The sequence below is a fragment of the Arthrobacter sp. P1_A5 genome (assembly GCF_056406825.1).
On the sequence record NZ_JBFTZL010000045.1, the window covers coordinates 1 to 22,973 of the forward strand.

A 22,973-nucleotide genomic window follows, 5' to 3' on the forward strand; every position below is an offset into this window, starting at 1 on the left:
CAGTTCCAGGGCGAGGCTCTCCTGGCCACGGGCCATCGCCCAGCGGTGGTTGGCGGCGAAGGCCGGCTTCAGCAGCCAGCTCAGCCGCCGCAGCAGGGGCTTGGCGGCGCTGACGCGCCAGTCGTAGGTGATGACCGTTTCCGGCCCATCCTCTTCAAAGGTCCAGCGGCCGGTGCCGTTCAGATCGCCTGCCGCGGTGAGGGCGAAGCCGCGGGCCGTGACGGGCTCCGTAACCGTGAGGGTCCAGCGGAGCGTATAGGGCAGCCAGCCCTTCGTGTACAGGCGCGTGGGGCGCGGAATGCCGGGCCCGGGCTCCGGTCCGCCGGCCACGGGCTCGATGCTGAGATAGACGGAAGGCCACCACCGGGGCAGGGCCGTGGCGTCGCCCAAGACCGCCGCGACCTCCTCCGGCGTGCCCGCCACGCGCCAGACGGTCCGGAACTCATAATCTGTGCTGCCCATCGGAGCCTCCTTTCAGCCCTGCGTGGATGCCCTCACTATCAATTCGGGCGGAAAGACCACCTGGGTGGGTGCAAAGCCGTCCTCCGATGCCGCCTCCCGGAGCAACAGTTCCAGTGCGGTGGAGCCGATGAGGGCGCTGGGCTGCCGGATGGAGGACAGCGGCACGACGGCGGCGGCGGCGAACTCTATGTCGTCGTAGCCGATCAGGGCGATCTCCTGCGGCACTTTGACGCCGCCCATGAGCATCAGGCCCTGCAGGGCACCCACGGCAAGCAGGTCGTTGGCTGCAAAGATCGCATCCGGGCGTTCGGCTTCGGGCCGGGACCGGATGGACTCGCCGGCCGCCCTGCCCGAAAGCACGGTCAGAGATTCCGTGGCGATGACCTCGAGCGTTGCACCCGCCACGGCGTCGATGGCCTTCCGCGCCCCTGCCAAACGGTCCGCCACCTGCCGGATGCTTGCCGGGCCGCCGATAAACGCGATGCGCCGCCTGCCCAGCGACAACAGGTGGGCCGCAGCCATCTCCCCGCCCGCCAGGTCGTCCACGGCCACCGAGGAGAAGCTCGTGTTCTCTGTCTGCCTGTCCACGAGCACTGTCGGGATGCCCCGGCGCCGGAGCTGCTCCAACCGGGGGATCACATTTCCTACCGGGGACAGCAGCACGCCCCGCACGCGCTGCTGCTCAAAGAGGTCCAGATACGCGGATTCCCGGCCCTCGTCCTCGTTGCTGTTGCCGACGAGGACGGTGAAGTTCTCCGCGGCGGCGCGGTCCTCCGCGCCCCGGGCCAGATCCGAGAAGAAGGGGTTCGCAGCATCCAGGACCACCAGGCCGATGCTGTGGCTCATGCCCGCGCGCAACTGGCGCGCGGCGTCGTTCCGGACGAAGCCGAGCTTGTCGATGGCGGACTGGACCCTCAGGGTAACTTCCGCGGAAACCTTCTGCGGCCGGTTCAGCACATTGGAGACCGTCCCCACCGAGACGCCGGCCAGTGCCGCGACGTCCTTGACGCTCGCTGAAACCATTTCCTGTGCTCCTGAAGGTGGACGCCGCAGCCTTTGGGGCCAGGCGGCGCGTACGCAAAATAGTCACTTCAGGATACCCGCCCGGGGTCCACTTTGAACCCTTTCATTGAAACGAATCAAAAGCGGCGTCTCGAATCCCTGAGGTCAGTTGACGTGTTGATTCGAAGACCTTATGATTCAAATCACAACTCGTTATGAAACGATTCATTGCAGTGTTCACTAAGCCCCAAAGGTGCGGTCAATTTTATGCAGCAGACACACAGTTCCCGGTCCGGCCCCGCTGAGGGGGAGCAGGTTCCGGTTCTCTCGCTCTCCCACGCAGCCAAGACCTTTGGCCCGGTGGTCGCCCTGGCCGACGGCACCATCCACATCGAGGCTGGCGAAATCCACGCACTCGTCGGCGAGAACGGCGCCGGCAAGTCCACGCTGGTGAAAATCCTCGCAGGCCTGCACCACCCCGATTCCGGCGACTTCCAGGTGGCAGGCCAGAGCGTCCAGTTCCGCAATGTTGCCGAGAGCAAGGACGCCGGAATCTCGGTCATCTATCAGGAACCCACGCTCTTCCCGGACCTGAGTGTCGCGGAGAACATTTTCATCGGCCGCCAGCCCAAGGGCCGCTTCGGGCTCATCAGCAAAGCGACCATGGTCAGGGAGGCGCGCAAGCTGTTCGAGCGGCTTGGCGTTCCGATCGACCCGACCCGCATCGCCGAAGGCCTGTCCATCGCGGACCAGCAAATCATTGAAATCGCCAAGGCCATTTCGCTGGACGCCAAAGTCCTGGTAATGGACGAGCCCACGGCAGCCCTCAGCGGCGTCGAGGTCGAACGGCTGTTCTCCGTGGCCCGGAGCCTCCGGGACCGCGGGACCGGCATCCTCTTCATTTCGCACCGTTTCGACGAGGTCTTTGACCTGTGCGACCGCATCACCGTGATGCGGGACGGCCGGTATATCTCCACCCACCGCACGGCCGACGTCACCGTCGAGCAGATCGTTCGCGAGATGGTGGGCCGCGACATTGGCGCMCTGTTCCCCAAGACCCCGGCCGAGATCGGCGACGTGGTCCTGAAAGTGGACGGCCTCAGCCGCGCAGGGGTGTTCCGCGATATCAGCTTCGAGGTCCGCGCCGGGGAAATTGTTGCCTTGGCCGGCCTCGTCGGCGCCGGCCGCACCGAGGTGGCCCGCGCCGTATTCGGCATCGACCCCTACGACGCCGGCGATATTACCTTCGACGGACGCAAGCTCAGGCCGCGGAATCCCCAGGTGGCCATCACCGCCGGCATGGGCTTCGTGCCGGAGGACCGCCGCAAGCAGGGCCTCGTGATGGACCTGTCCGTGGCCCGGAACGTCACGCTCACGCTGCGCAACAAGTACACGACGGCGGGCCTGATTAACGGGGGCGCCGAGCGGCGCGCGGCCCAGGAATGGAGCAAACGGCTCCAGGTCAAGACCGGCTCGCAGGAGTACGCCGTCTCCACGCTCTCCGGCGGCAACCAGCAAAAGGTGGTGCTCGCCAAGTGGCTGGCCACGGACCCGCGGCTGCTGATCATCGACGAGCCCACCCGCGGCATCGACGTCGGCACCAAGAGCGAGGTCCACCGGCTCATTTCGGACCTCGCCGGGCGCGGGATCGCGATCCTGATGATCTCCTCCGAACTGCCCGAGGTCCTCGGCATGGCGGACCGCGTCCTGGTCATGCGCGAAGGCCGGATCACCGCCGAACTCGACCGTGCCGATGCGAACCCCGAATCGGTCATGCACGCCGCCACGTCTTCCGCAGGAGGAACCCTGTGAGCTCAGCTCTGGACCACAAGAACGCAACGACGCCGGCACCCGACGCCGGCGCCCGGGGCGCCGTCGCCTCGCTGCTGCGGATGCGCGAACTCCCCGTGCTGATCGCGCTGGCACTGCTGGTACTCGTCACCTACCTGATCAACCCGCTGTTCCTCACCGCGCAGGGCGTGAAGGACCTGCTGCTCAACGCCACGATCATCATGATTCTGGCGGTGGGGCAGACCCTGCTGATCATCACCAGGAACATCGACCTTTCCGTCGGCTCCATGCTRGGGCTGGTCGCCTTCGGCACCGGCTCCCTCTTCTCGGCCATGCCCGACGTGCCGATCATCGCAGTCTTTGTGATCGGCATGGCCTTCGGGGCGCTGCTGGGCGCCGTCAACGGCGCCCTGGTCACGCTGGCCAAAGTGCCCGCCCTGGTCATCACCCTCGGGACGCTCTACGTGTACCGCGGCCTGAACAACGCCTGGGCCGGCGGCAAGCAGTACTTCGCCGGCGACCGTCCGGAGGAGTTCGGCGCCCTCTCGGTGAACACCTTTCTGGGGTTCCCCGTCATCACGCTGCTGGCCATCGTCGTCGTGATCGCCGTCGCCATCTACATGTCCGGCACCCGCCCGGGCCGTGACCTGTACGCCATCGGCTCGGACCCGGACGCGGCCACCGCGTTCGGCATCAAGGTCTCCAAGCGCGTGTTCCTCGCGTTCCTGGCCAACGGCGCGCTCGCCGGCCTGGCCGGTGTGCTTTACGCCAGCCGCTTCAACTCCGTCGGCGCCACCACCGGCACCGGGATGGAACTGACCGTGGTGGCGGCCGCCGTCGTCGGTGGTGTGGCCATCTTCGGCGGCAGCGGATCGGTGACCGGGGCCGCGCTCGGCGCCGTCCTCCTGACCACCATCACCAGCTCCCTGACCGCCCTGCGGGTGGACAAATTCTGGCAGCAGGCGATCGTCGGCGTGCTGATCCTCACCGCCATCATCATCGACCGCGTGGCCAGCCTGCGCACAGCCAAGAAACTGCGGATTAGCGAGGCTCGCAATGTCTGAAACCACGTCCACCACCAGCACGGCGCCGGCTCCCGTGGCTGACAACACCAAGCCACTGGCCAGCGAACCGAAGGGCCGGACCGGCGCCGCGCGGATCCTGATGGGCCGTGACGCCGTCACCATCTACGCCCTGATTGCTTTCCTGATCTACGCCGCCATCGCCATCCCGCGCTTCGCCTCGCCGGTCACCACCGGCTTCCTGCTCCTGGACGTCATCCCGGTCCTGCTGATTGCCATGCCGATGACACTGATCATCATCACGGGCGAAATCGACTTGTCCGTGGCCAGCACCGCCGGCCTGACCAGCGCCCTGATGGGCGTCCTCTGGGCCGGCGGGACGGACATCTGGCTGGCCCTGGCAATCAGCCTGCTGGCAGGAATTGCCGCCGGCATGTTCAACGGCTTCCTGATCGCGGTCCTCGGACTGCCCTCCCTGGCGGTCACCATCGGCACCCTGGCGTTGTTCCGCGGCCTGGCCCTGGTCATCATCGGCGACAACGCCGTGGCCAACTTCCCCAAGGCGCTGACCGCCTTCTTCACCTCCAAAATCGGCGGCACCGGCATCCCCACGGTGATGATCGGCGTCGTCGTGGTGATGGTCTTCTTCGGCGTGCTGCTGCACTTCACACCGTTCGGACGCGGCCTCTATGCGATGGGCTACAGCAAGGAAGCCGCCAGCTTCGTCGGGATCAACGTCGCCCGCAGCAAGTTCTGGCTCTACGTCGGGTCCGGCGCCGTTTCGGCTCTCGCCGGCATCTACTGGACGCTGCGCTACACAAGCGCCCGCAGCGACAACGCCTCCGGCCTGGAACTGGCCGTCATCGCCGCCGTCCTGCTGGGCGGCGTGTCGATCTTCGGCGGCAAGGGCTCCATCCCCGGCGTCATCGCCGGCGTCCTGCTGATCGGCACGCTCAACTACGCCCTCCGCCTGGCCCGGGTGTCCGACGTCGTCCTCATCACGGTGACCGGACTGCTGCTGATCCTCTCAGTGGTGGCGCCGAGCATCGGCTCCGCCATCAGGCAATGGCGGCACGCCCGCCGCGTCCGCCGAAGTTTCACCCGCAAGACCACCTGAAATCTGCACACCACAACAAACCGCGCCCGCCTGGGACCGGCTGTACCGACCGCACGAAGGAAAAGGGAAGAACAATGATGTTGAACCGCAAGAACAAGGGCCGGACCGGCCGACTGGGAAGCATGGTGGCCATCACCGCCGTGGCCGCACTGGCGCTGACAGCCTGCAACAGCGGCTCTGCATCCTCGACCGATACCAGCAGCCCCTCGGCAGGCGGCGGGGACCAGAAGATCACCTTCATCCCCAAGCAGCTGAACAACCCGTACACGGACGTTGTTCTGGGCGGCGGCAAGAAGGGCGCCACCGAGGCAGGATTCGCTTCCTCGCAGGTCGTCGGACCGCTGGAAGCCTCCGCCTCCAGCCAGGTTTCGTTCATCAACGCCGAGACTCAGGCCGGCACGAACGTCATCGCGATTGCCGCCAATGACCCCGACGCCGTCTGCACGGCCCTCGGCGAAGCCCGTTCCGCCGGCGCCAAGATCGTCGCGTTCGACTCGGATACCAATCCCGACTGCCGCGACATCTTCATCAGCCAGGTCGTCGCCAAGGACGTTGCCTTGATCCAGACCAAGCTGATTTCCGAGCAGATCGGCGGCAGCGGCGAGATCGCCATCCTGTCCGCCACCGCCAACGCCACCAACCAGAACGAGTGGATTAAGTACATGGAGGAGGAGCTCGCCTCCAACCCCGCGTACAAGGACATCAAGCTTGTGGCCAAGGTCTACGGCGATGACAACGACACCAAGTCCTTCCAGGAAGCCCAGGGCCTCATGCAGGCCCACCCGAACCTGAAGGGCATCATCTCGCCCACCACAGTGGGCATCRCCGCTACCGCCCGGTACCTCTCAACGTCCGCCTACAAGGGCAAGGTTGCCCTCACCGGGCTCGGACTGCCGAATGAAATGCGGCCCTTCGTGAAGGACGGCACCGTCAAGGAGTTCGCCCTCTGGGATCCGGCACAGCTCGGCTACGTTGCGGCGTTCGCCGGCAAGGCCCTCAAGGACGGCAAGATCACCGGCGCCGAAGGGGATACCTTCACCGCCGGCGAACTGGGCGAACGCAAGGTCGAAAAGGGCGGCCTGGTGATCGTCGGCCCGCCGACGGTCTTCAACGCCGAGAACATCGACAAGTACAACTTCTAATCCTTACCTGACCCATCCCGAGCGGCCGGGCGGGCCGCCGACAGCCCGCCCGGCACCTCACCACTTCACTCCGTTCCGCTTCACCGGTGCCACAGCACCGGGCCCACGGCGCCTGCTCCAYAGCCGTGCCCGGAAACCACGTTCCGGAGCCCCAGTTCCCCTTTTTCATGCCGGAAGGCCCCCACATGAACCAGAAACAACCGGCAGACCGGCTGCTGCAACCGCATCGGCGCCGCCCCACCCGCATCGGGCTGGTCTCCGGCGGCCTCGGCGCCTACTGGCCCCAGTTCCCGGAGCTGCTGCCGCAGCTGCGGGAGTCCGTCCGCTACGTCACCGGCCGCTTCCAGGAACTCGACGCCGACGTCATCGACACCGGCTTCATCTCCGACGCGCAGGAAGCCGCCGCGGCCGGCGAAAAACTCCGTGTCGCCGACTGCGACCTCATCGTCATCTTCCTCACCACGTACCTGACGTCCTCCATGGTCCTGCCCATCGCCCAGCGCGCGAAAACCCCCGTCCTGGTGATCGACCTGCAGCCAACCGAAGCGATGGACCACGCCAACTTTGACACCGGCAAGTGGCTGGCCTACTGCGGCCAGTGCCCGGTGCCGGAGGTCGCCAACGTCTTCCGCCGGGCCGGAATCGACTTCCGCTCAGTCTCGGGGCACCTCAAGCAGGAGTCCGCCTGGGAGCGGATCACCGCGTGGGTGCACGCCGCCGGCGTCCGCGCCCGGCTCCGCAATGCCCGGCACGGACTCATGGGCCACCTCTATCCGGGCATGCTCGATGTCGCCACCGACCTCACCACCGTGTCCACCACCTTCGGCTCCCACGTGGAGGTGCTCGAATTCGATGACCTCCGCGAACGGGTCAACGCCGTCACGGAGGCGGAGGTGACCGAACGGCTCGGGCTCGCCCGCGAACTCTTCGTTGTGGATGACTCCGTGAACGACGACGACTTCGCATGGGGCGCGAAGGTGTCCGTCGGCCTGGACCGCCTTGTGGAGGACTTTGACCTGGACTCCGTGGCCTACTATCACCGCGGACTGGCCGGCGAACAGCACGAACGGCTCGGCGCCGGGATGATTCTGGGCTCCTCCATCCTGACGGCCCGGGGCATCCCGATGGCCGGCGAGTTCGAGCTGCGGACCTCCATCGCCATGCTGGCGGCCCAGGCGATCGGCGCCGGGGGATCATTTACCGAGATCCAGGCCCTGAACTTCCTCGACAACGTGGTCGAAATGGGACACGACGGCCCGGCCCACCTGGCCGTGTCCGCCCAGGACCCGCTCCTGCGCGGACTCGGCATCTACCACGGCAAACGCGGCTGGGGCGTCTCGGTCGAATTCGACGTTCGCCGCGGCCCCGTCACCACCTTCGGCCTCGGCCAGGACCCGGACGGAAGCTACGTGTTCGTCACCTCCGAGGGCGAGGTGGTTCCCGGCCCGCTCCTGCAGATCGGCAACACGACCTCCCGGGTGGACTTCGGCGGGGACCCCGGGCTCTGGGTGGACGTCTGGAGCCAGACCGGAATCGGCCACCACTGGGCCCTGTGCGTCGGCCACCGCGCCGCCGACATCAAGGCCGCCGCATCCCTGCTGGGTATCGAACACCGCCACGTGGTGCTCTCATGAGCACGGAACGCGTCTGCTTCCAGCTTCAGGTCAAGCCCGCGCTGATCGGGGAATACACCCGCCGGCACGCGGCCGTCTGGCCGGAGATGCTCCGGGCCCTGAAGGCCTCGGGCTGGAACAACTACTCACTCTTCCTCCGGCCCGACGGGCTCCTGATCGGCTACTTCGAAACGGACAGCCTGACCGAAGCCCAGGCCCGGATGGCAGCCACTGACGTCAACGCCCACTGGCAGGCCGAGATGGCCGGCTTCTTCGACGACCTCGCCGGAGCGCCGGACCAAGGCTTCCTCCAGCTCACCGAAATCTTCAATCTCGAGGACCAGTTGTCCGCGGCCAACGCCGCCGGGGACAACCACCAACCGCAGAAGGAACAACCATGAACACCACAGAAACGGCCCTGGGCCGCCTCGGGGAACTCGCCATCGAGGTCCCGTCCTGGGCCTACGGCAACTCCGGCACCCGCTTCAAGGTGTTCGGCACGCCCGGCACCCCGCGCACGGTCCACGAGAAGCTGGCCGACGCCGCGAAGGTCCACGAACTCACCGGACTCGCGCCCACCGTGGCGCTGCACATCCCCTGGGACAAGGTGGATGATTACGCGGCCCTGAAGGAGTTCGCGGCGGAGCTCGGCGTGGGACTCGGCACCATTAACTCCAACACCTTCCAGGACGACGAGTACAAGTTTGGTTCCCTGACCTCCTCGAACCCTGCGGTCCGCCGCCGCGCGATCGACCACCACCTCGAGTGCCTGGAGATCATGAACGCCACGGGCTCGCGGGATCTGAAGATCTGGCTCGCGGACGGCACCAACTACCCGGGCCAGGACGACATGCGCGGCCGGCAGGACCGCCTGGCCGAGTCGCTGCAGGAAATCTACGCGGCCCTGGGCGACGAGCAGCGCCTGGTGCTGGAGTACAAGTTCTTCGAGCCGGCTTTCTACCACACCGACGTTCCGGACTGGGGTACCTCCTACGCCCAGACCCTGGCCCTGGGCGAGAAAGCCTTCGTCTGCCTCGACACCGGCCACCACGCCCCCGGCACCAACATCGAGTTCATCGTCATGCAGCTGCTGCGCCTGGGCAAGCTCGGCTCCTTCGACTTCAACTCCCGCTTCTACGCGGACGATGACCTGATCGTCGGTGCGGCGGATCCCTTCCAGCTCTTCCGGATCATGCACGAGGTCATCCGCGGCGGCGGGTTCGGCAAGTCCGCAGGAGAGAATTCAGCCGTCGCCCTGATGCTGGACCAGTGCCACAACCTGGAGGAAAAGATCCCGGGCCAGATCCGGTCTGTGCTCAATGTCCAGGAAATGACCGCCCGCGCCCTGCTGATCGACACCGACGCGCTGGCCGAGGCCCAGCGCAGCGGCGACGTCCTGGCCGCCAACGGCATCTTCAACGATGCCTTTTACACCGATGTCCGCCCCGCGCTGGCGCATTGGCGTGAATCCCGCGGCCTGCCCGCGGACCCGATGGCCGCCTTCAAGGCCAGCGGTTACCAGAAGAAGATCAACGAGGACCGCGTCGGCGGCCACCAGGCCGGATGGGGCGCTTAAATAATGACCAATAAGACTGTTGAAGAACTGATCTCCCGTTCCAACCGCCTCGGCGCGGACAAGCGGAACACCAACTTCGCCGGCGGCAACACCTCCGCCAAGGGCACCGAAAAGGACCCCGTGACCGGCGACGACGTCGAGCTCCTGTGGGTCAAGGGCTCCGGCGGGGATCTGGGCACGCTGAAGGCCGAGGGCCTTGCCGTGCTGCGGCTGGACCGGCTGCAGGCGCTCAGGAACGTGTACCCCGGCGTCGAGCGTGAAGACGAAATGGTCGCCGCGTTCGATTACTGCCTGCACGGTAAGGGCGGCGCCGCGCCGTCGATCGATACTGCCATGCATGGCCTGGTCGATGCCGCCCACGTGGACCACCTGCACCCGGACTCCGGGATCGCCATCGCCACGGCCGCCGACGGCGAGGCCCTGACCAAGGAGATCTTCGGCGAGAAAGTGGCCTGGGTGCCGTGGCGGCGCCCCGGCTTCCAGCTCGGCCTGGACATCGCCGCGATCAAGGACGCCAACCCGCAGGCCGTCGGCACCATCCTGGGCGGCCACGGCATCACCGCCTGGGGCGCCACCAGCGAGGAAGCCGAGGCCAACTCGCTGTGGATCATCGAACAGGCCGAGCAGTACATCAAGGACCACGGCAAGAACGAACCGTTCGGTCCCAAGCTGGCCGGCTACGCCGCCCTCCCGGAAACCGAGCGCCGCGCGAAGGCCGCCGCCCTGGCCCCCGTGATCCGCGGCCTCGCCTCCACCGACAAGCCGCAGCTGGGGCACTTCAGCGACGACCCCGCCGTCCTGGCGTTCCTGGAAAGCGCCGAACACCCGCGGCTCGGGGCCCTGGGCACGTCCTGCCCGGACCACTTCCTGCGCACCAAGGTCAAGCCGCTGGTCCTGGACCTGCCCGCCGACGCCCCGGTCCAGGACTCCGTGGCCCGGCTGAAAGAACTCCACACCGCCTACCGCGAGGACTACCAGGGGTACTACGACCGGCACGCAACCCCGGACAGCCCCGCCCTGCGCGGCGCGGACCCGGCGATCGTGCTGGTGCCCGGCGTGGGCATGTTCTCCTTCGGCGCGAACAAGCAGACCGCCCGGGTGGCGGGGGAGTTCTACCTCAACGCCATCAACGTCATGCGCGGCGCCGAAGCCGTCTCCAGCTATGCCCCGATCGAGGAAGCCGAGAAGTTCCGGATCGAATACTGGGCCCTGGAGGAGTCCAAACTGGCCCGGATGCCCAAGCCGAAATCCCATGCCGGCCGGATCGCCTTGGTGACCGGGGCGGCGTCGGGCATCGGCAAGGCGATCGCCACCCGCTTCGCCGCCGACGGCGCGTGCGTGGTCATCGCGGACCTGAACCTGGACAACGCCCGGGCCGTGGCCGCGGAACTCGGCGACGCCGACGTCGCGATCGGGGTCCAGGCCGACGTCACCGACGAAGCCCAGATCGCCGCCGCCATCCAGGAAGCCGTCCTGGCCTTCGGCGGACTGGACCTGGTGGTCAACAACGCCGGGCTCTCCATCTCCAAGCCGCTGCTGGAAACCACAGAAAAGGACTGGGACCTCCAGCACAACGTCATGGCCAAGGGCTCGTTCCTGGTGGCCAAGGCGGCCGCACAGGTGATGATCGGCCAGGAGATGGGCGGGGACATCATCTACATCTCCTCCAAGAACTCCGTGTTCGCCGGCCCGAACAACATCGCCTACTCCGCCACCAAGGCAGACCAGGCCCACCAGGTCAGGCTCCTCGCCGCGGAACTGGGCGAGTACGGGATCCGGGTCAACGGCATCAACCCCGACGGCGTGGTCCGCGGCTCCGGGATCTTCGCCGGCGGCTGGGGCGCCAAGCGCGCCGCCGTCTACGGCGTGCAGGAAGAGGAACTGGGCAAGTACTACGCCCAGCGCACCCTGCTCAAGCGCGAAGTGCTGCCCGAAAACGTGGCCAACGCCGCCGCCGTGCTCACCGGCAGCGAGCTCTCCCACACCACGGGGCTCCACATCCCCGTGGACGCCGGCGTGGCCGCGGCCTTCCTGCGATGAGCCTTCCTGGGATGAACCTTCCTGCGCTGAACACTGCGCCACCAGCGGATACCGCGCCCGGCGGCGACCCGTTCGCTGGGGATGTCGATGCCGGCAGTGCTTTTGCCGCAATCGACATCGGCGCGTCCTCAGGCCGGGTCATCCTGGGCCGGGTCGCGGGCAGTCCCGGTGGGGCGAGGGCCGAGCTGGAGACCGTGCGCCGGTTCCCCAACGGGGTCAAGGAGCTCGACGGCGGCCTCCGCTGKGACTTCGACGCGCTGTTCGCCGAGGTCCTCGCCGGGCTCGCGGCCGCCGCCACGGCGGCAGCGGCCCGCGGCGAGAGCATCGCCAGCATCGGGATCGACACCTGGGCCGTGGACTACGGGCTGGTCAACGACGCCGGTGACCTKGTCGCGGCGCCGTTCAGCTACCGCGACGACCGGTCCCGTGCCGCCATCTCCCGGGTCCACAAAAGACTCGATCCGGCCCGGCTCTACGCCACCACCGGGCTGCAGTTCCTGCCGTTCAACACGATCTACCAGCTCGCCACGGAGCCGGCGCTGGAGGGGCTGCAGGCGCTGCTCATCCCGGACCTCATCGGGTTCCTGCTCACCGGCCAGCGCCGCACCGAGGCCACCAACGCCTCCACCACCGGGCTCTTCGACGCCGTCGCGGGGGAGTGGGCCACGGAGTTCCTCACCGCCCTGGACCTCCCCACGAACCTGTTCCCGCCGCTGATCCAGCCCGGCGAGACCGTCGGCACCCTCGCCAAGGACATCGCGGCACGCCTGGGACTTCCCGAAACCACCGCGGTGGTAGCCGTCGGCTCGCACGACACCGCCTCGGCCGTCGCCGCCGTCCCGGCGGACGCCGGAGGCGCTGGCGCCGGAGCTGCTACCGGGAATTTCGCGTACGTCTCCTCCGGCACGTGGTCCCTGGTCGGCGTCGAACTGTCCCACCCGGTCCTGACCGAGGCCAGCCGGACCGCGAACTTCACCAACGAACGCGGCGTGGACGGCACCATCCGCTACCTGCGCAACGTCGGCGGCCTCTGGCTGCTCAGCGAATGCCAGCGCACCTGGGCCGCCGAAGGCTACCGGCCGGGGCTCGAGGAACTGCTCGACGCGGCCGCGACTCTTCCGCCCGGCGGCCCGGTCATCAACGCCGACGACCCCTGTTTCATCGCCCCGGACAACATGCCCGAACGGATCCGGGCCGCGGTCCGGAACACCGGCGCTGTCTTGCCGGAGCATCCCGCGCACATCGTGCGGTGCATCCTGGACAGCCTCGCCGCCGGCTACGCCCGGACCATCGCCGACGCCGAACGGCTCGCCGACGTCCAGGCCGGCGTCGTACACATTGTGGGCGGCGGATCCCAGAACCGGCTTTTGTGCCAGCTCACCGCCGACGCCACCGGCAAACGCGTGATCGCCGGACCCGTGGAAGCCACGGCCCTGGGCAACGTCCTGGTCCAGGCCCGCGCCGCAGGCGTGCTCAGCGGCGGGTTGGGGGAGTTGCGCGCGGTGGTGCGTGCCTCCCAGCACCCGGCGGAGTACGTGCCCTCAGCCCGGGCCGCACACCAGAGCGTCGTCCCCAGCGGAGGTGCCCAGTGAGGATCGCGCTTTTCGCCACATGCATCGTGGACGCCATGTACCCAGCCACGGCCCGCGCCACGGTGTCCATCCTCGAACGCCTCGGCCACGAGGTCATCTTTCCGGCCGGCCAGGCCTGCTGCGGGCAGATGCACGTCAACAGCGGCTACCTCAAGGAGGCGCTGCCCGTCGTCGCCAACCATGTGAAGGCCTTCGAAGACGATGAGTACGACGTCGCCGTCGCACCGTCCGGCTCCTGCGTCGCCTCCGTGAAGCACCAGCACCCCATGGTCGCCCGCCGCTGCGGGGACGCCGGGCTGGAAGCCCGGGCCGCCGCCGTCGGAGCCAAAACCTACGAGCTCTCCCAGCTCCTGGTGGATGTCTTGGGCGTCACCGACGCAGCGGCGCAGCTGGGCTCGTACTTCCCGCACCGGATCACCTACCACCCCAGCTGCCACGGCATGCGCCTGCTCCGGCTCGGCGACCGCCAACTGGACTTGCTGCGCTCGGTTGGCGGCATCGAACTGGCCGAACTGCCCGAGGCCGACCAGTGCTGCGGCTTCGGCGGCACCTTCTCGATGAAGAACGCGGACGTGTCCTCGGCGATGCTGGCGGACAAGACCGCCAACATCTGCGGCACGGGCGCCGACCTTTGCGCCGGCGGCGACGCGTCCTGCTTGATGCACATCGGTGGCGGACTGTCCCGGCAGGGCACCGGCGTCACCACGATGCACTTCGCCGAGATCCTGGCCAGCACCCTCGAGAATCCCGCCGCCGTCTCCGGCGACGTCCGCCTCACCACCGGAAGGACCGCACGATGAGCGGCACATTCCTGGGGATGCCGTCCCTGCCGGTCTTCGGCATCGGCAACCTGCACGAACACGAGCCCTTCCCGAAAGCCGCCCGCCGCGAGCTCGGCAACCCCCAGCTGCGGGCCAACCTCGGCCACGCCACCCGGACCATCCGGGACAAGCGGCTGGCCGTCGTGTCCGAACTCCCCGACTGGGAGGAGCTGCGCGAGGCGGGCCGGGCGATCAAGGAATCCGTCATGACCCGGCTACCGGAACTGCTCGAAGAGTTCGAGGCGAACTTCACCGCCCGTGGGGGGACCATCCACTGGGCCCGGGACGCCGGCGAAGCCAACAGCATTGTCGCCGCCCTCATCCGGGACCAGGGCGCCACCGAGGTGGTCAAGGTCAAGTCCATGGCCACGCAGGAAATCGGCCTCAACGAATACCTCGAAGAACAGGGCATCGCGGCTTACGAGACCGACCTCGCCGAGCTCATCGTCCAACTGGACCACGACAAGCCCAGCCACATCCTGGTCCCGGCCATCCACAAGAACCGCAGCCAGGTCCGGGACATCTTCCTGCGCGAAATGGAGGGGGTGGATCCGGAGCTCACCAACGAGCCGGCCCGCCTCGCCGCGGCCGCCCGGGCACACCTGCGCCGCAAGTTCCTCAGCGCCAAGGTGGCCGTGTCCGGCGCGAACTTCGCCCTCGCAGACTCCGGGACCCTCGCCGTCGTCGAATCCGAAGGCAACGGGCGCATGTGCCTGACGCTGCCGGAAACGCTCATCACCGTCATGGGCGTCGAAAAACTGCTGCCGGGCTGGGAGGACCTCGAAGTGTTCATGCAGCTGCTCCCGCGGTCATCCACCGGCGAGCGGATGAACCCCTACACCTCGCTGTGGACCGGCGTCACGCCCGACGACGGCCCGCAGAACGTCCACCTCGTCCTGCTGGACAACGGGCGCAGCGCCGCCCTGGCCGACGAGATGGGCCGCTCCGCGCTGCACTGCATCCGCTGCAGCGCCTGCATGAACGTCTGCCCCGTCTACGAACGCACCGGCGGGCACGCTTACGGATCCACCTACCCTGGACCGATCGGCGCGATCCTGTCCCCGCTGCTGACCGGGATCACGGCGGAGGAGAACAACTCGCTGCCATACGCTTCGTCCCTGTGTGGAGCCTGCTACGACGCCTGCCCGGTGAAGATCAACATCCCGGACATCCTGGTGCACCTGCGGGGCGAGGACGTGGACAGCAAACGCGGCAAGAACCGCAGGAAAAGGGCGATGCCGAGCCAGATGGACGTCGGCATGAAGGCGGCCTCCTGGGCGCTGTCCTCCGGAAAGAACCTGGGCCTCGTGGAGAAGGCGTTGCCCCTGGGCCGGCTTGCCGCTGGGCCGGACCGGAAGATCACCAAACTGCCCGGCATCGCCGCCGGCTGGACCCAGAGCCGGGACATCCCCGCACCGCCGGGGCAGTCTTTCCGTCAATGGTGGAACAAGGAACACCGGGCCGCCAGACCCGATGCAGCCCCGGCTGCCGGCACCGACGCCCCCGGCCCAGGATCAGCCGGAACAGAGGAGAACCCGTGAACGCGCGCGCAGACATACTCGACCGGATCCGCTCCGCCCTCCGGGACGCCCCGGCGGTACCGGAGGTGCCCCGCGACTACCGGCGCTCCTCCGGGCTGGGCGGGGAGGAGCTCATCGAACTGCTGACGGACCGGCTCCTCGACTACAAGGCGAACGTCGTCATCGAGGAAGCCGCCGCGGTCCCGCAGCGGCTCGCAGCACTGCTGGAGGGCACCGGCCGCTACGCCGTGCCGCACGGCCTCGCGGAGTCCCTGTTTGTGGAGGCGGACGCTCGCGACGGCGGCTCCGGCCGCCGCGTCACCGACGCCCCCGGGCAGCGGCTCAGCGTCGAGGAGCTCGACGGGATCGACGCCGTCGTCACCGGTAGCGCCGTCGCCGTCGCCGAAACCGGCACCATCATCCTCGACGCCGCACCGGACCAGGGGCGCCGGGTCATCAGCCTCGTCCCGGACCGGCACATCTGCATTGTCCGGGCCGGGGACATTACCGCCATCCTGCCGGAGGCCCTCCGCCGGCTCGACGGCACCCGCCCGCAGACCTGGATCAGCGGCCCGAGCGCCACCAGCGACATCGAACTCGAACGCGTCGAAGGCGTCCACGGCCCCCGGACCCTGGACGTCGTGATCGTCCGCGGGTAGAAGCCGGAGACCGGGGCCCGCTTCCCTACCAGCGCGAGGGAAGCGGGCCCTCCTGGGTGGCGGCGACGGCCCCGGAAAGTCGTTTGCCCCGATCACTCAGAGGAAACTCATGTTCTTCTCAGCAGGGAGATGAACCATGGAAGCATGTACCTAGTCGACCCCAGAGCCTATGCGCATCGCCTAATGCATCCTGGCGCCTGGTTCCGCGCGACAATCCGCCGGCACGTCCCCGCCAGGGACCACGCCCGCGACCAGCAGCCCACGCACTCCAGGTTCGACTATCTGGAGGCTGGCCTCATGGGAACACTGAGCACCGCCCATTCACGGCGCAGGGCCAAGGAACTCGAGCAGGCATTCCGGAACGGCGACGTTTCCTACGAGGACGCGTGCATGGAAATGGAGCACCTCGAGGGGGAGCTGTGAACGGCTGGCAGCGCCCGACGGAACCGCGCGTTTCTGGGGGAGCCAGGACGAGGTCCGCTACGATGACGCTATGAGCACGCGGCTACGCTAGCCCCAGTCGGGGGCCGGCGACAATGGAAAGGCATTCCATGATGAAGCGCGCTCTGCCACATGCACTGTTCTATGTCTTCGGACACCGTGTCTGCTGTGGCGCCATTCCTGACTGGACCGCTCACGTCGGCCAGAAGTGGGAGACCTTTGATGTCGCACCCTACAACCTCTACAACGTCATCTGGCGCGCTCAGAACTGGGTCCTGCAGAACTGCGACGACTAGTCCGTTTTGGCTTCGGGGGCCGGTGCCTGCGTTTTAGGAGCAGGTGGTGAGGAAACCTGTGGCGCCGGGGCGGGCATGGAAGGTCACCGTGTGGCCGGCGTCATCGCGGAAGATGGCCTTTGGGCCGGTCACTGTGATGGCGCCGGGCTGGTAGGGGTTCATCCAGCCTTCAGGCGGGTTGCCGTGGCCGTCGTCCAGCGCCTCGTCTGCGACGAAATAGGCGCCCTGCACGAGCGCTTCATGGATGCCGCAGTGTGTGTAGAGACTGTACGGCGAGCCTGAGGCGGCCATCGTTGTTGGCTTGGCCGGGGTCCCACTTGCCGGATCCCCCTGCATCGCGCACCCGCACAGCAGCGCCAACCCTGCAGCGGCTGCGAGGCCCAAGTGGTATCGAGTTCTCATGCCCCAAGGCTCTAGGGCGTTGCCTCAATGGTCAAGAGCCAGGCAGGCCTGCCGGCAGGCAAAAGACGGCGGGGAGGGAGGGCCCGAATGGGCTGGGCGTAGGGTGGATGGTGGACGAAAGGAGCACTTCATGAAGAAAATCCTCATGGTACTGACCAGCGTTTCCGAGATCGGCGATACCGGAGAGAAGACCGGCTACAACGTGGCCGAGGCTGCACATCCCTGGAAGGTCTTCAAKGATTCCGGGCATTTCGTCGACTTCGCCTCCATCCAGGGCGGCCAGCCCCCGCGCGACGAGGTGGACTCAGAAGATCCCATCCAGGTCGCCTTCACGGAGGACGAGACCACGCGCGCCGGCCTCTACAACACTGCCCGCGTCGACGTCGTTGACCCCGACCAGTACGACGCCGTCTACCTCGTGGGCGGCCACGGCACGATGTGGGACTTCCCGGACAGCGAAGGCTTGCAGAATCTGGTGGCCAGCGTCTATAACGCCGGCGGCTTGGTCGGCGCGGTCTGCCACGGACCGGCCGGCCTGCTGAACGTGGAATTGAAGAACGGACTTCGCCTCGTCGAGGGCCGGAAGGTGGCCGCCTTCACCAACGACGAGGAGATTGCCGCAGGGAAAGACAAGGTCATCCCGTTCTTCTTGGCCGACCGGCTTGAGGAACAGGGCGCCACCCACGTCTCCGCTGACGTCTTTGAGGAGAAGGTCGTGGTTGACGACCGGCTGGTGACCGGCCAGAACCCGGCCTCGGCCGCCGGCGTGGCCAAGGAGATGGAGAAGCTCTTCGCAGCGGTCATCCATCAGGAAAAGGCCGAGGAACAGCACGACGCGGAGGCACTGCGCGCCGAAAAGGACGCCGAGAAGGACGCCAAGAAGGCTGCCGCTGAAGCGGAGCACTAACGCCAAGATCGCACTGGAACTGGTGGCCACCCCGGCAACGGGGTGGCCGCCTCCGGTATGCGGCAACCGCGAACACAAAACAAGGATCAGTAGCCGTACTTGTTGACCACGACCTGCACAATGTTGGTGTCGTCGTCCCGACCGTAGTCACTGATCGTGATGCGTACGTTCCAGCCGTCAATGACTCCAACACCCCGGCAGTCCAGTCCGCCGGCATTGATCCTCTGTTCCCGTACGCATGGCTTGTACTCCTGGGGCGTCAAACCCACCTGCTGAACGTACCGCTCCAGGTCACCCTCCAGGTACTTCCGGTGAGTGTCCCAACGGTATGCGTACTGGGAGCAAGGTCCATCGAGCGGGATGCACAGCGCACTGCCCACCGGATTCTGTGTTCTCAAGGGTTCCCATCCCGGCTCTGGTTGGAGGCGGTCGGCAATCGTCTTGAGCTCAGCGACGATCTGATCGCTCTTCCACGATGACCAGAGGAAGAGTGCGGTGACAAAGGCAACCGTTACTGCCAGCACACCGAGCCATATTTTGCGGCCTCTGCTCATTCTCGTCCCGCTCCCCACGGCGTACCTCTCTGGTTGTGAGACCTGGAGTCCACCCCGCCACCGCGCTGGGCTGGTCCACCGACCGTCTCGCCTTCGCCACCTACCGCCCCGAGCCGGGTGAATGACCGTCCTGCCGAGCGGTGGCCGGCAGCGCCTACGGACCTAACTGGCGCGGCGATAGCGGATGTGCGTGGCCAGCGGTGAGTGGAGCACCTCGGCCGGTTCGCCGCACCAATATTTCCATTTATAAGGAGTTCTATGGGGTTCTAGGGAATACCCTATAACGCCCTATAACTCCGTATAAGTGGGGGGTGAACCTGGTGGAACCCCTACAGCTCCGGCCAGGTGAAAATGGCAGTTTGATTCAGGACCGGTGTGACGGCTGGAATGACCGATGCCACCCCTGCGTCCGGACCAAGACCAGGGAACGCGACATTAGATCCGAAGGACACCTCCTGTCGGGCTACTGTAGATCGTCCGGGACGCCGAACCGCCTTCCAATGAGTACGCGAATGGCCGCGAGTAGAGGCTGATCTTCCAGCGCAATGCCCTCGCCCCCGTAATGCACACCCGTTTCGTCACCCACTGCTTCTATGTCAAAAAGGTTGAGGACCTCGGCCACGCGAACCTGATACTCGGTGGGGGTCATTTGGCGAGACACACGAACTGGAATTGTGCTGAGTTTGCGCGCGACCTTAGCAGCGGATTCATTCATGGGCGCACTCTTGCATGGCGTTCCGCCATTGCACAAGGGGGGCGCTTCGGACCTAGTCCGGGAGTATAAGGCGACGTTAGGCTCGCGGGATCTGGGCCCATCCTCCCGCGGCACCCTTGTCGGCGCAGGTTCCCATACCGGCGGATCGTCGTGCAAAGACCCGCCAGGCTGCTGGCCGCTTCTTCGCCCGAGAGTGCGCAGTCAATCCACAACATAATGACCGTTATGTTGTGGGCGTTGATGTCGGGGCGGCCCGGCGTTGAAGCTACCGGTCGACCGGACTCAGAACACGTTCTGAGATGCTTCTCCTCTCGAGCCGGACGGAGGACTGATCTGGAAAGATCTACCAAGTTCTAGGTGGTTCTAGGAAAAACCGTAGAACCACCTAGAACTTGGTAGAACTCGGAATACCTGAAGTTGTCACCCCTAAAAACCCTGGGCTGACAATCTGGGTTCGAGCCCCATGCGCTCGCCTACAGCGGCCGTTGGCCTCCGTCAGCCCAGAATAGGTACACGGTCCGCCTCATAGCCGCGAAGCCCTTGGCTGTCGTGGACCTCTCGGAGATGATGAATGCAGCGCACTGAGAGGGGCGAGGCAATATCTGATGTGGGTCCGGACGCCCGAGCGTCCAGGATGGAAACCATTCTGCGTATACGGAGGGGAATCCGGGCGGCCCAGCTTCGGATTACCCTGGACGACGTCCAGGGACGTCAGACGCCGGAGGCGGTAGTACGACTTGCACAGCTAAGGCCCCCAAAGCTGCCGTCCCCCTTCGACACGTTGAGAACGCCGGACGGGAAGCTCCGGAGGGATCCGGAGGCTCGGAGAGAATTGGCTCTACATGTGCGCCGTAACATTCTGGCCGCGCAGCTGAGGGTCACCCTGGACGCGACGCGGGGCCGGCCTACGCCCGAAGCCGTGAAGCGACTGGCGCAGATGGAGCTTCCATCTCTGAGGTGAGGGATCTTGGCGCCGCCGCCGGGGCAGTCGTCGCACCCCAAGTGCGTGCGTTGGCATCTCGTTGCGGCGACGATTCCTCGAAATTTGCACCAAAAATGCACCACGAAGGCCCCGAGAAATGTAGAAAACCCCCGGTTTCTCGGGGGTTTTCCGTGGCGGTGACGGTGGGATTTGAACCCACGTTGGCTTTTACACCAAACAACATTTCGAGTGTTGCACCTTCGGCCGCTCGGACACGTCACCAACCTGACTAGGGTACCGGAGCAAGGCGCCCATCCACAAAACGAGCCCCAACAGCACCCTCACACCGACTCGCCGGAACCCGGCACCCTTCCCCGCGAACAGCCCGGGCACTAGATTCGTAAGCACAATGACTACTTCTGAACAGCACGCCACGGCCACCGCCTATTGGACCGTCGGCCCGGAACAAGGCGAGCTCCGCAGCGAGGACCTGCCCGCCCCCGGCCCCGGGGAGGCACTGGTCCGGACCCTGTATTCGGGCATCAGCAAGGGCACCGAACTGGTGGTCCACCGTGCGAGTGTCCCGGAGTGCGTCGCCAACGCGATGGCCGCCCCCAACCAGGTGGGGGACTTCCCGTACCCGGTGAAGTTCGGCTACCTCACCGTGGGCGTGGTTGAGGACGGGCCGGAAGGCTGGGCCGGGAGGACCGTCTTCTGCCTCTACCCGCATCAGGACCGCTTCATCGTCCGGGTCGAATCACTCACCGTGATCCCCGACGGCGTCCCGGCCCGCCGCGCGGTGCTCACCGGCACCGTGGAAACCGCGATCAACGGCCTCTGGGAGGCCGGACCTCGCTTGGGCGACAGGGTTGCCGTGATTGGGGCCGGACTGGTCGGCGGTATGGTGGCCAGGCTCCTGGCCGGTTTTCCGCTCGCGCGGCTGCAACTGATCGACGTCGACCCCGCCAAAAGAGCGTTCGCGGACGCCCTCGGCGTCGACTTCAGCCACCCCGACGATGCCCTCCCGGACTGCGACATCGTGATCCACTGCTCGGCCTCGCAGGAAGGACTGCAGCGAAGCCTGCAGCTGGTGGGCGACGACGGCGACATCATCGAAATGTCCTGGTACGCCGACCGGAAAATCTCCCTCCCACTGGGGGAGGACTTCCACGCCCGCCGTCTGTCCATCCGCGCCAGCCAGGTGGGGATGGTGGCCCGCGCCCGCCGGCACCGCCGCACCAACGCCGAGCGTCTCGCGCTCGCCGTGTCCCTGCTGCAGGATCCGGTCTTCGATGTCTTCCTGACCGGCTCCTCGACGTTCGCAGAGCTCCCCGGCGTCGTCCAGCGCCTCGCCGACGGCAACCTGGACGCCCTGTGCCACGTCATCGAATACCCGTCCTGGGACGCTCAATCCGCCGACCAGCCCACAGAGTTCAAATCCGCCGACCAGCCCACCGAAGCCACGAGGTAGCCCGTGTTTAGTCTGACCGTCCGCCGCAACTTCATGATCGCCCACAGCCTTCCGCGCGAAGTCTTCGGCCCGGCCCAGGGCCTGCACGGGGCCACCTTCGTCACGGAGGTGACCTTCCGCCGTCGTGAGCTCAATGACGACGCGATCGTGCTGGACATCGGCGCGGCAGGGGACGCGGTGGACGAGATCCTGGACGAGCTGAACTACAAGAACCTCGACGAGCACCCGGACTTCTCCGGCAAGCTGAGCACCACCGAAGCCCTCGCCCGGTACATCGCCGACGCCGTCGCCACCCAGATCCGCGTCGGCAACGACGGGCGCGACCTCGCCGGGCTGGACGTCACCCTGCGCGAGACCCMCGATGCCTGGGCCAGCTACTCGCTGGACTTCGACGCCAGCTAGGCGGCGCAGATGCCGCCGGCCAGCCCTCGTATCCGTCTTGTGGTGCCCGGCAACGTCCGGCACAACTCCGGTGGCAACGTCTACAACGCGGCGCTCGCCCGGGAGTTGACGGCCCTCGGTGCCGCGGTGGAAACCTGCCCGCTCGACGGCGACTGGCCGGGAGGCAGCGCGGGGGACCGGCGGCGCCTGGCCACGCTGCTGCATGCGGGGCCCGACGGCGGCCACGCCTGGGGCGGCGGCCCCGCAACTGCCGGCGCCGCAACTTGGGGCACAGTGACGGTGGTCGACAGCCTCCTCGCCTGCGGTGCGCCCGAGGAGCTGGAAGGGGCCGCTGCGGCGGGGGACCGGGTCTGGATCCTGCTGCACATGCCCCTGCCGGACCACCCGGAGCGCGAACGCAGGGCCCTGCGGGCGGCTGCCGGCGTCATCTGCACAAGCGGTTCGGCCGCGGCGGGCATCCGCGCCCGCCACGGCCTCGACGGCCTCCGGGTGGCCCTGCCCGGGAC

General features: G+C 67.0%; 22 protein-coding genes, 1 tRNA gene and 1 pseudogene. 18 read left to right on the forward strand and 6 right to left on the reverse strand.

Annotated features, from left to right (window positions below):
- Window positions 1–462, reverse strand: a 462-nt coding sequence (locus tag AC1D1S_RS09150; protein WP_476994268.1) for an SRPBCC family protein, incomplete at its 3' end; no start/stop codon positions are given.
- Between the two features lie 12 nt (window positions 463–474).
- Window positions 475–1,485, reverse strand: a complete 1,011-nt coding sequence (locus AC1D1S_RS09155; RefSeq protein ID WP_028277166.1) for a LacI family DNA-binding transcriptional regulator — start codon at window positions 1,483–1,485, stop codon at window positions 475–477.
- A gap of 246 nt (window positions 1,486–1,731) precedes the next feature.
- On the opposite strand from AC1D1S_RS09155, the gene AC1D1S_RS09160 reads away from it, so the two are divergent.
- The 14 genes from AC1D1S_RS09160 to AC1D1S_RS09225 all read left to right on the forward strand — a co-directional run bounded on the left by AC1D1S_RS09160 (window position 1,732) and on the right by AC1D1S_RS09225 (window position 17,094).
- A complete protein-coding gene (locus AC1D1S_RS09160; RefSeq protein WP_476943883.1) occupies window positions 1,732–3,276 on the forward strand; it encodes a sugar ABC transporter ATP-binding protein in 1,545 nt (514 codons plus the stop codon).
- Window positions 3,273–4,319: an ABC transporter permease gene (locus AC1D1S_RS09165; protein ID WP_243182157.1), complete on the forward strand. Its 1,047-nt coding sequence runs from the start codon at window positions 3,273–3,275 to the stop codon at window positions 4,317–4,319. The genes AC1D1S_RS09160 and AC1D1S_RS09165 overlap by 4 nt, the downstream gene beginning before the upstream one ends.
- On the forward strand, window positions 4,312–5,394 hold the full coding sequence (locus AC1D1S_RS09170; protein ID WP_476946070.1) for an ABC transporter permease: 1,083 nt from the start codon (window positions 4,312–4,314) through the stop codon (window positions 5,392–5,394). The genes AC1D1S_RS09165 and AC1D1S_RS09170 overlap by 8 nt, the downstream gene beginning before the upstream one ends.
- A gap of 74 nt (window positions 5,395–5,468) precedes the next feature.
- On the forward strand, window positions 5,469–6,536 hold the full coding sequence (rhaS, locus tag AC1D1S_RS09175) for a rhamnose ABC transporter substrate-binding protein (RefSeq protein ID WP_476994269.1): 1,068 nt from the start codon (window positions 5,469–5,471) through the stop codon (window positions 6,534–6,536).
- 185 nt (window positions 6,537–6,721) lie between these two features.
- Window positions 6,722–8,170, forward strand: coding sequence for an L-fucose/L-arabinose isomerase family protein (locus tag AC1D1S_RS09180; RefSeq protein ID WP_028277161.1), 1,449 nt, complete (start codon window positions 6,722–6,724; stop codon window positions 8,168–8,170).
- Window positions 8,167–8,550: an L-rhamnose mutarotase gene (locus AC1D1S_RS09185; RefSeq protein ID WP_028277160.1), complete on the forward strand. Its 384-nt coding sequence runs from the start codon at window positions 8,167–8,169 to the stop codon at window positions 8,548–8,550. Before AC1D1S_RS09180 ends, AC1D1S_RS09185 begins: the two co-directional genes overlap by 4 nt.
- Window positions 8,547–9,725, forward strand: coding sequence for an L-rhamnose isomerase (gene rhaI / locus AC1D1S_RS09190; RefSeq protein ID WP_230008181.1), 1,179 nt, complete (start codon window positions 8,547–8,549; stop codon window positions 9,723–9,725). Before AC1D1S_RS09185 ends, rhaI begins: the two co-directional genes overlap by 4 nt.
- Before the next feature lie 3 nt (window positions 9,726–9,728).
- Window positions 9,729–11,765 carry a bifunctional aldolase/short-chain dehydrogenase gene (locus AC1D1S_RS09195; protein ID WP_476994270.1) on the forward strand — a complete coding sequence of 679 codons (2,037 nt, stop codon included), beginning with the start codon at window positions 9,729–9,731 and terminating at the stop codon, window positions 11,763–11,765.
- Between the two features lie 11 nt (window positions 11,766–11,776).
- The gene (locus tag AC1D1S_RS09200; RefSeq protein WP_476994271.1) at window positions 11,777–13,357 is read left to right on the forward strand and encodes a rhamnulokinase; all 1,581 of its coding nucleotides are present in this window, start codon (window positions 11,777–11,779) and stop codon (window positions 13,355–13,357) included.
- A complete protein-coding gene (locus AC1D1S_RS09205; RefSeq protein ID WP_476943890.1) occupies window positions 13,354–14,157 on the forward strand; it encodes a (Fe-S)-binding protein in 804 nt (267 codons plus the stop codon). Before AC1D1S_RS09200 ends, AC1D1S_RS09205 begins: the two co-directional genes overlap by 4 nt.
- Window positions 14,154–15,719, forward strand: coding sequence for a LutB/LldF family L-lactate oxidation iron-sulfur protein (locus AC1D1S_RS09210; RefSeq protein ID WP_476994272.1), 1,566 nt, complete (start codon window positions 14,154–14,156; stop codon window positions 15,717–15,719). Before AC1D1S_RS09205 ends, AC1D1S_RS09210 begins: the two co-directional genes overlap by 4 nt.
- Window positions 15,716–16,357, forward strand: coding sequence for a LutC/YkgG family protein (locus AC1D1S_RS09215; protein WP_476994273.1), 642 nt, complete (start codon window positions 15,716–15,718; stop codon window positions 16,355–16,357). Before AC1D1S_RS09210 ends, AC1D1S_RS09215 begins: the two co-directional genes overlap by 4 nt.
- 183 nt (window positions 16,358–16,540) lie before the next feature.
- Window positions 16,541–16,780, forward strand: coding sequence for a hypothetical protein (locus AC1D1S_RS09220; protein ID WP_476994274.1), 240 nt, complete (start codon window positions 16,541–16,543; stop codon window positions 16,778–16,780).
- A 128-nt stretch (window positions 16,781–16,908) separates the two neighbouring features.
- Complete coding sequence (locus AC1D1S_RS09225; RefSeq protein WP_243182168.1) at window positions 16,909–17,094, forward strand: hypothetical protein; 186 nt, start codon at window positions 16,909–16,911, stop codon at window positions 17,092–17,094.
- 33 nt (window positions 17,095–17,127) lie between these two features.
- Here the strand turns inward: AC1D1S_RS09225 and AC1D1S_RS09230 are convergent, their stop codons facing one another.
- Window positions 17,128–17,496 carry a hypothetical protein gene (locus tag AC1D1S_RS09230; protein ID WP_243182169.1) on the reverse strand — a complete coding sequence of 123 codons (369 nt, stop codon included), beginning with the start codon at window positions 17,494–17,496 and terminating at the stop codon, window positions 17,128–17,130.
- Between the two features lie 130 nt (window positions 17,497–17,626).
- On the opposite strand from AC1D1S_RS09230, the gene AC1D1S_RS09235 reads away from it, so the two are divergent.
- Window positions 17,627–18,403, forward strand: a complete 777-nt coding sequence (locus AC1D1S_RS09235; RefSeq protein WP_476994275.1) for a type 1 glutamine amidotransferase domain-containing protein — start codon at window positions 17,627–17,629, stop codon at window positions 18,401–18,403.
- A gap of 86 nt (window positions 18,404–18,489) precedes the next feature.
- On the opposite strand, the gene AC1D1S_RS09240 is transcribed toward AC1D1S_RS09235, so the two are convergent.
- From AC1D1S_RS09240 to AC1D1S_RS09250, 3 genes are all read right to left on the reverse strand, one after another.
- The gene (locus tag AC1D1S_RS09240; RefSeq protein WP_476952403.1) at window positions 18,490–18,801 is read right to left on the reverse strand and encodes a hypothetical protein; all 312 of its coding nucleotides are present in this window, start codon (window positions 18,799–18,801) and stop codon (window positions 18,490–18,492) included.
- A gap of 619 nt (window positions 18,802–19,420) precedes the next feature.
- A complete protein-coding gene (locus AC1D1S_RS09245) occupies window positions 19,421–19,672 on the reverse strand; it encodes a hypothetical protein (RefSeq protein ID WP_476994276.1) in 252 nt (83 codons plus the stop codon).
- A 1,114-nt stretch (window positions 19,673–20,786) separates the two neighbouring features.
- Window positions 20,787–20,876: transfer RNA gene (locus AC1D1S_RS09250), tRNA-Ser, on the reverse strand.
- A gap of 127 nt (window positions 20,877–21,003) precedes the next feature.
- On the opposite strand from AC1D1S_RS09250, the gene AC1D1S_RS09255 reads away from it, so the two are divergent.
- The 3 genes and pseudogenes from AC1D1S_RS09255 to AC1D1S_RS09265 form a co-directional block, all read left to right on the forward strand.
- A complete protein-coding gene (locus AC1D1S_RS09255) occupies window positions 21,004–22,065 on the forward strand; it encodes a zinc-dependent alcohol dehydrogenase (protein ID WP_476994277.1) in 1,062 nt (353 codons plus the stop codon).
- Between the two features lie 3 nt (window positions 22,066–22,068).
- Window positions 22,069–22,467 (forward strand): 6-pyruvoyl trahydropterin synthase family protein, encoded by a 399-nt coding sequence (locus AC1D1S_RS09260; protein ID WP_476994278.1) that lies wholly within the window; start codon window positions 22,069–22,071, stop codon window positions 22,465–22,467.
- A 9-nt stretch (window positions 22,468–22,476) separates the two neighbouring features.
- Window positions 22,477–22,973: pseudogene (locus AC1D1S_RS09265) on the forward strand (glycosyl transferase family 1); the annotation flags it as partial.

Coding starts and splice junctions, on each gene's coding strand:
- AC1D1S_RS09155 (WP_028277166.1), bottom strand. CDS start 1,485: ATGGTTTCAGCGAGCGTCAAGGACGTCGCGGCACTGGCCGGCGTCTCG.
- AC1D1S_RS09170 (WP_476946070.1), top strand. CDS start 4,312: ATGTCTGAAACCACGTCCACCACCAGCACGGCGCCGGCTCCCGTGGCT.
- AC1D1S_RS09180 (WP_028277161.1), top strand. CDS start 6,722: ATGAACCAGAAACAACCGGCAGACCGGCTGCTGCAACCGCATCGGCGC.
- AC1D1S_RS09185 (WP_028277160.1), top strand. CDS start 8,167: ATGAGCACGGAACGCGTCTGCTTCCAGCTTCAGGTCAAGCCCGCGCTG.
- rhaI (WP_230008181.1), top strand. CDS start 8,547: ATGAACACCACAGAAACGGCCCTGGGCCGCCTCGGGGAACTCGCCATC.
- AC1D1S_RS09195 (WP_476994270.1), top strand. CDS start 9,729: ATGACCAATAAGACTGTTGAAGAACTGATCTCCCGTTCCAACCGCCTC.
- AC1D1S_RS09210 (WP_476994272.1), top strand. CDS start 14,154: ATGAGCGGCACATTCCTGGGGATGCCGTCCCTGCCGGTCTTCGGCATC.
- AC1D1S_RS09220 (WP_476994274.1), top strand. CDS start 16,541: ATGCATCCTGGCGCCTGGTTCCGCGCGACAATCCGCCGGCACGTCCCC.
- AC1D1S_RS09225 (WP_243182168.1), top strand. CDS start 16,909: ATGATGAAGCGCGCTCTGCCACATGCACTGTTCTATGTCTTCGGACAC.
- AC1D1S_RS09230 (WP_243182169.1), bottom strand. CDS start 17,496: ATGAGAACTCGATACCACTTGGGCCTCGCAGCCGCTGCAGGGTTGGCG.
- AC1D1S_RS09245 (WP_476994276.1), bottom strand. CDS start 19,672: ATGAATGAATCCGCTGCTAAGGTCGCGCGCAAACTCAGCACAATTCCA.
- AC1D1S_RS09255 (WP_476994277.1), top strand. CDS start 21,004: ATGACTACTTCTGAACAGCACGCCACGGCCACCGCCTATTGGACCGTC.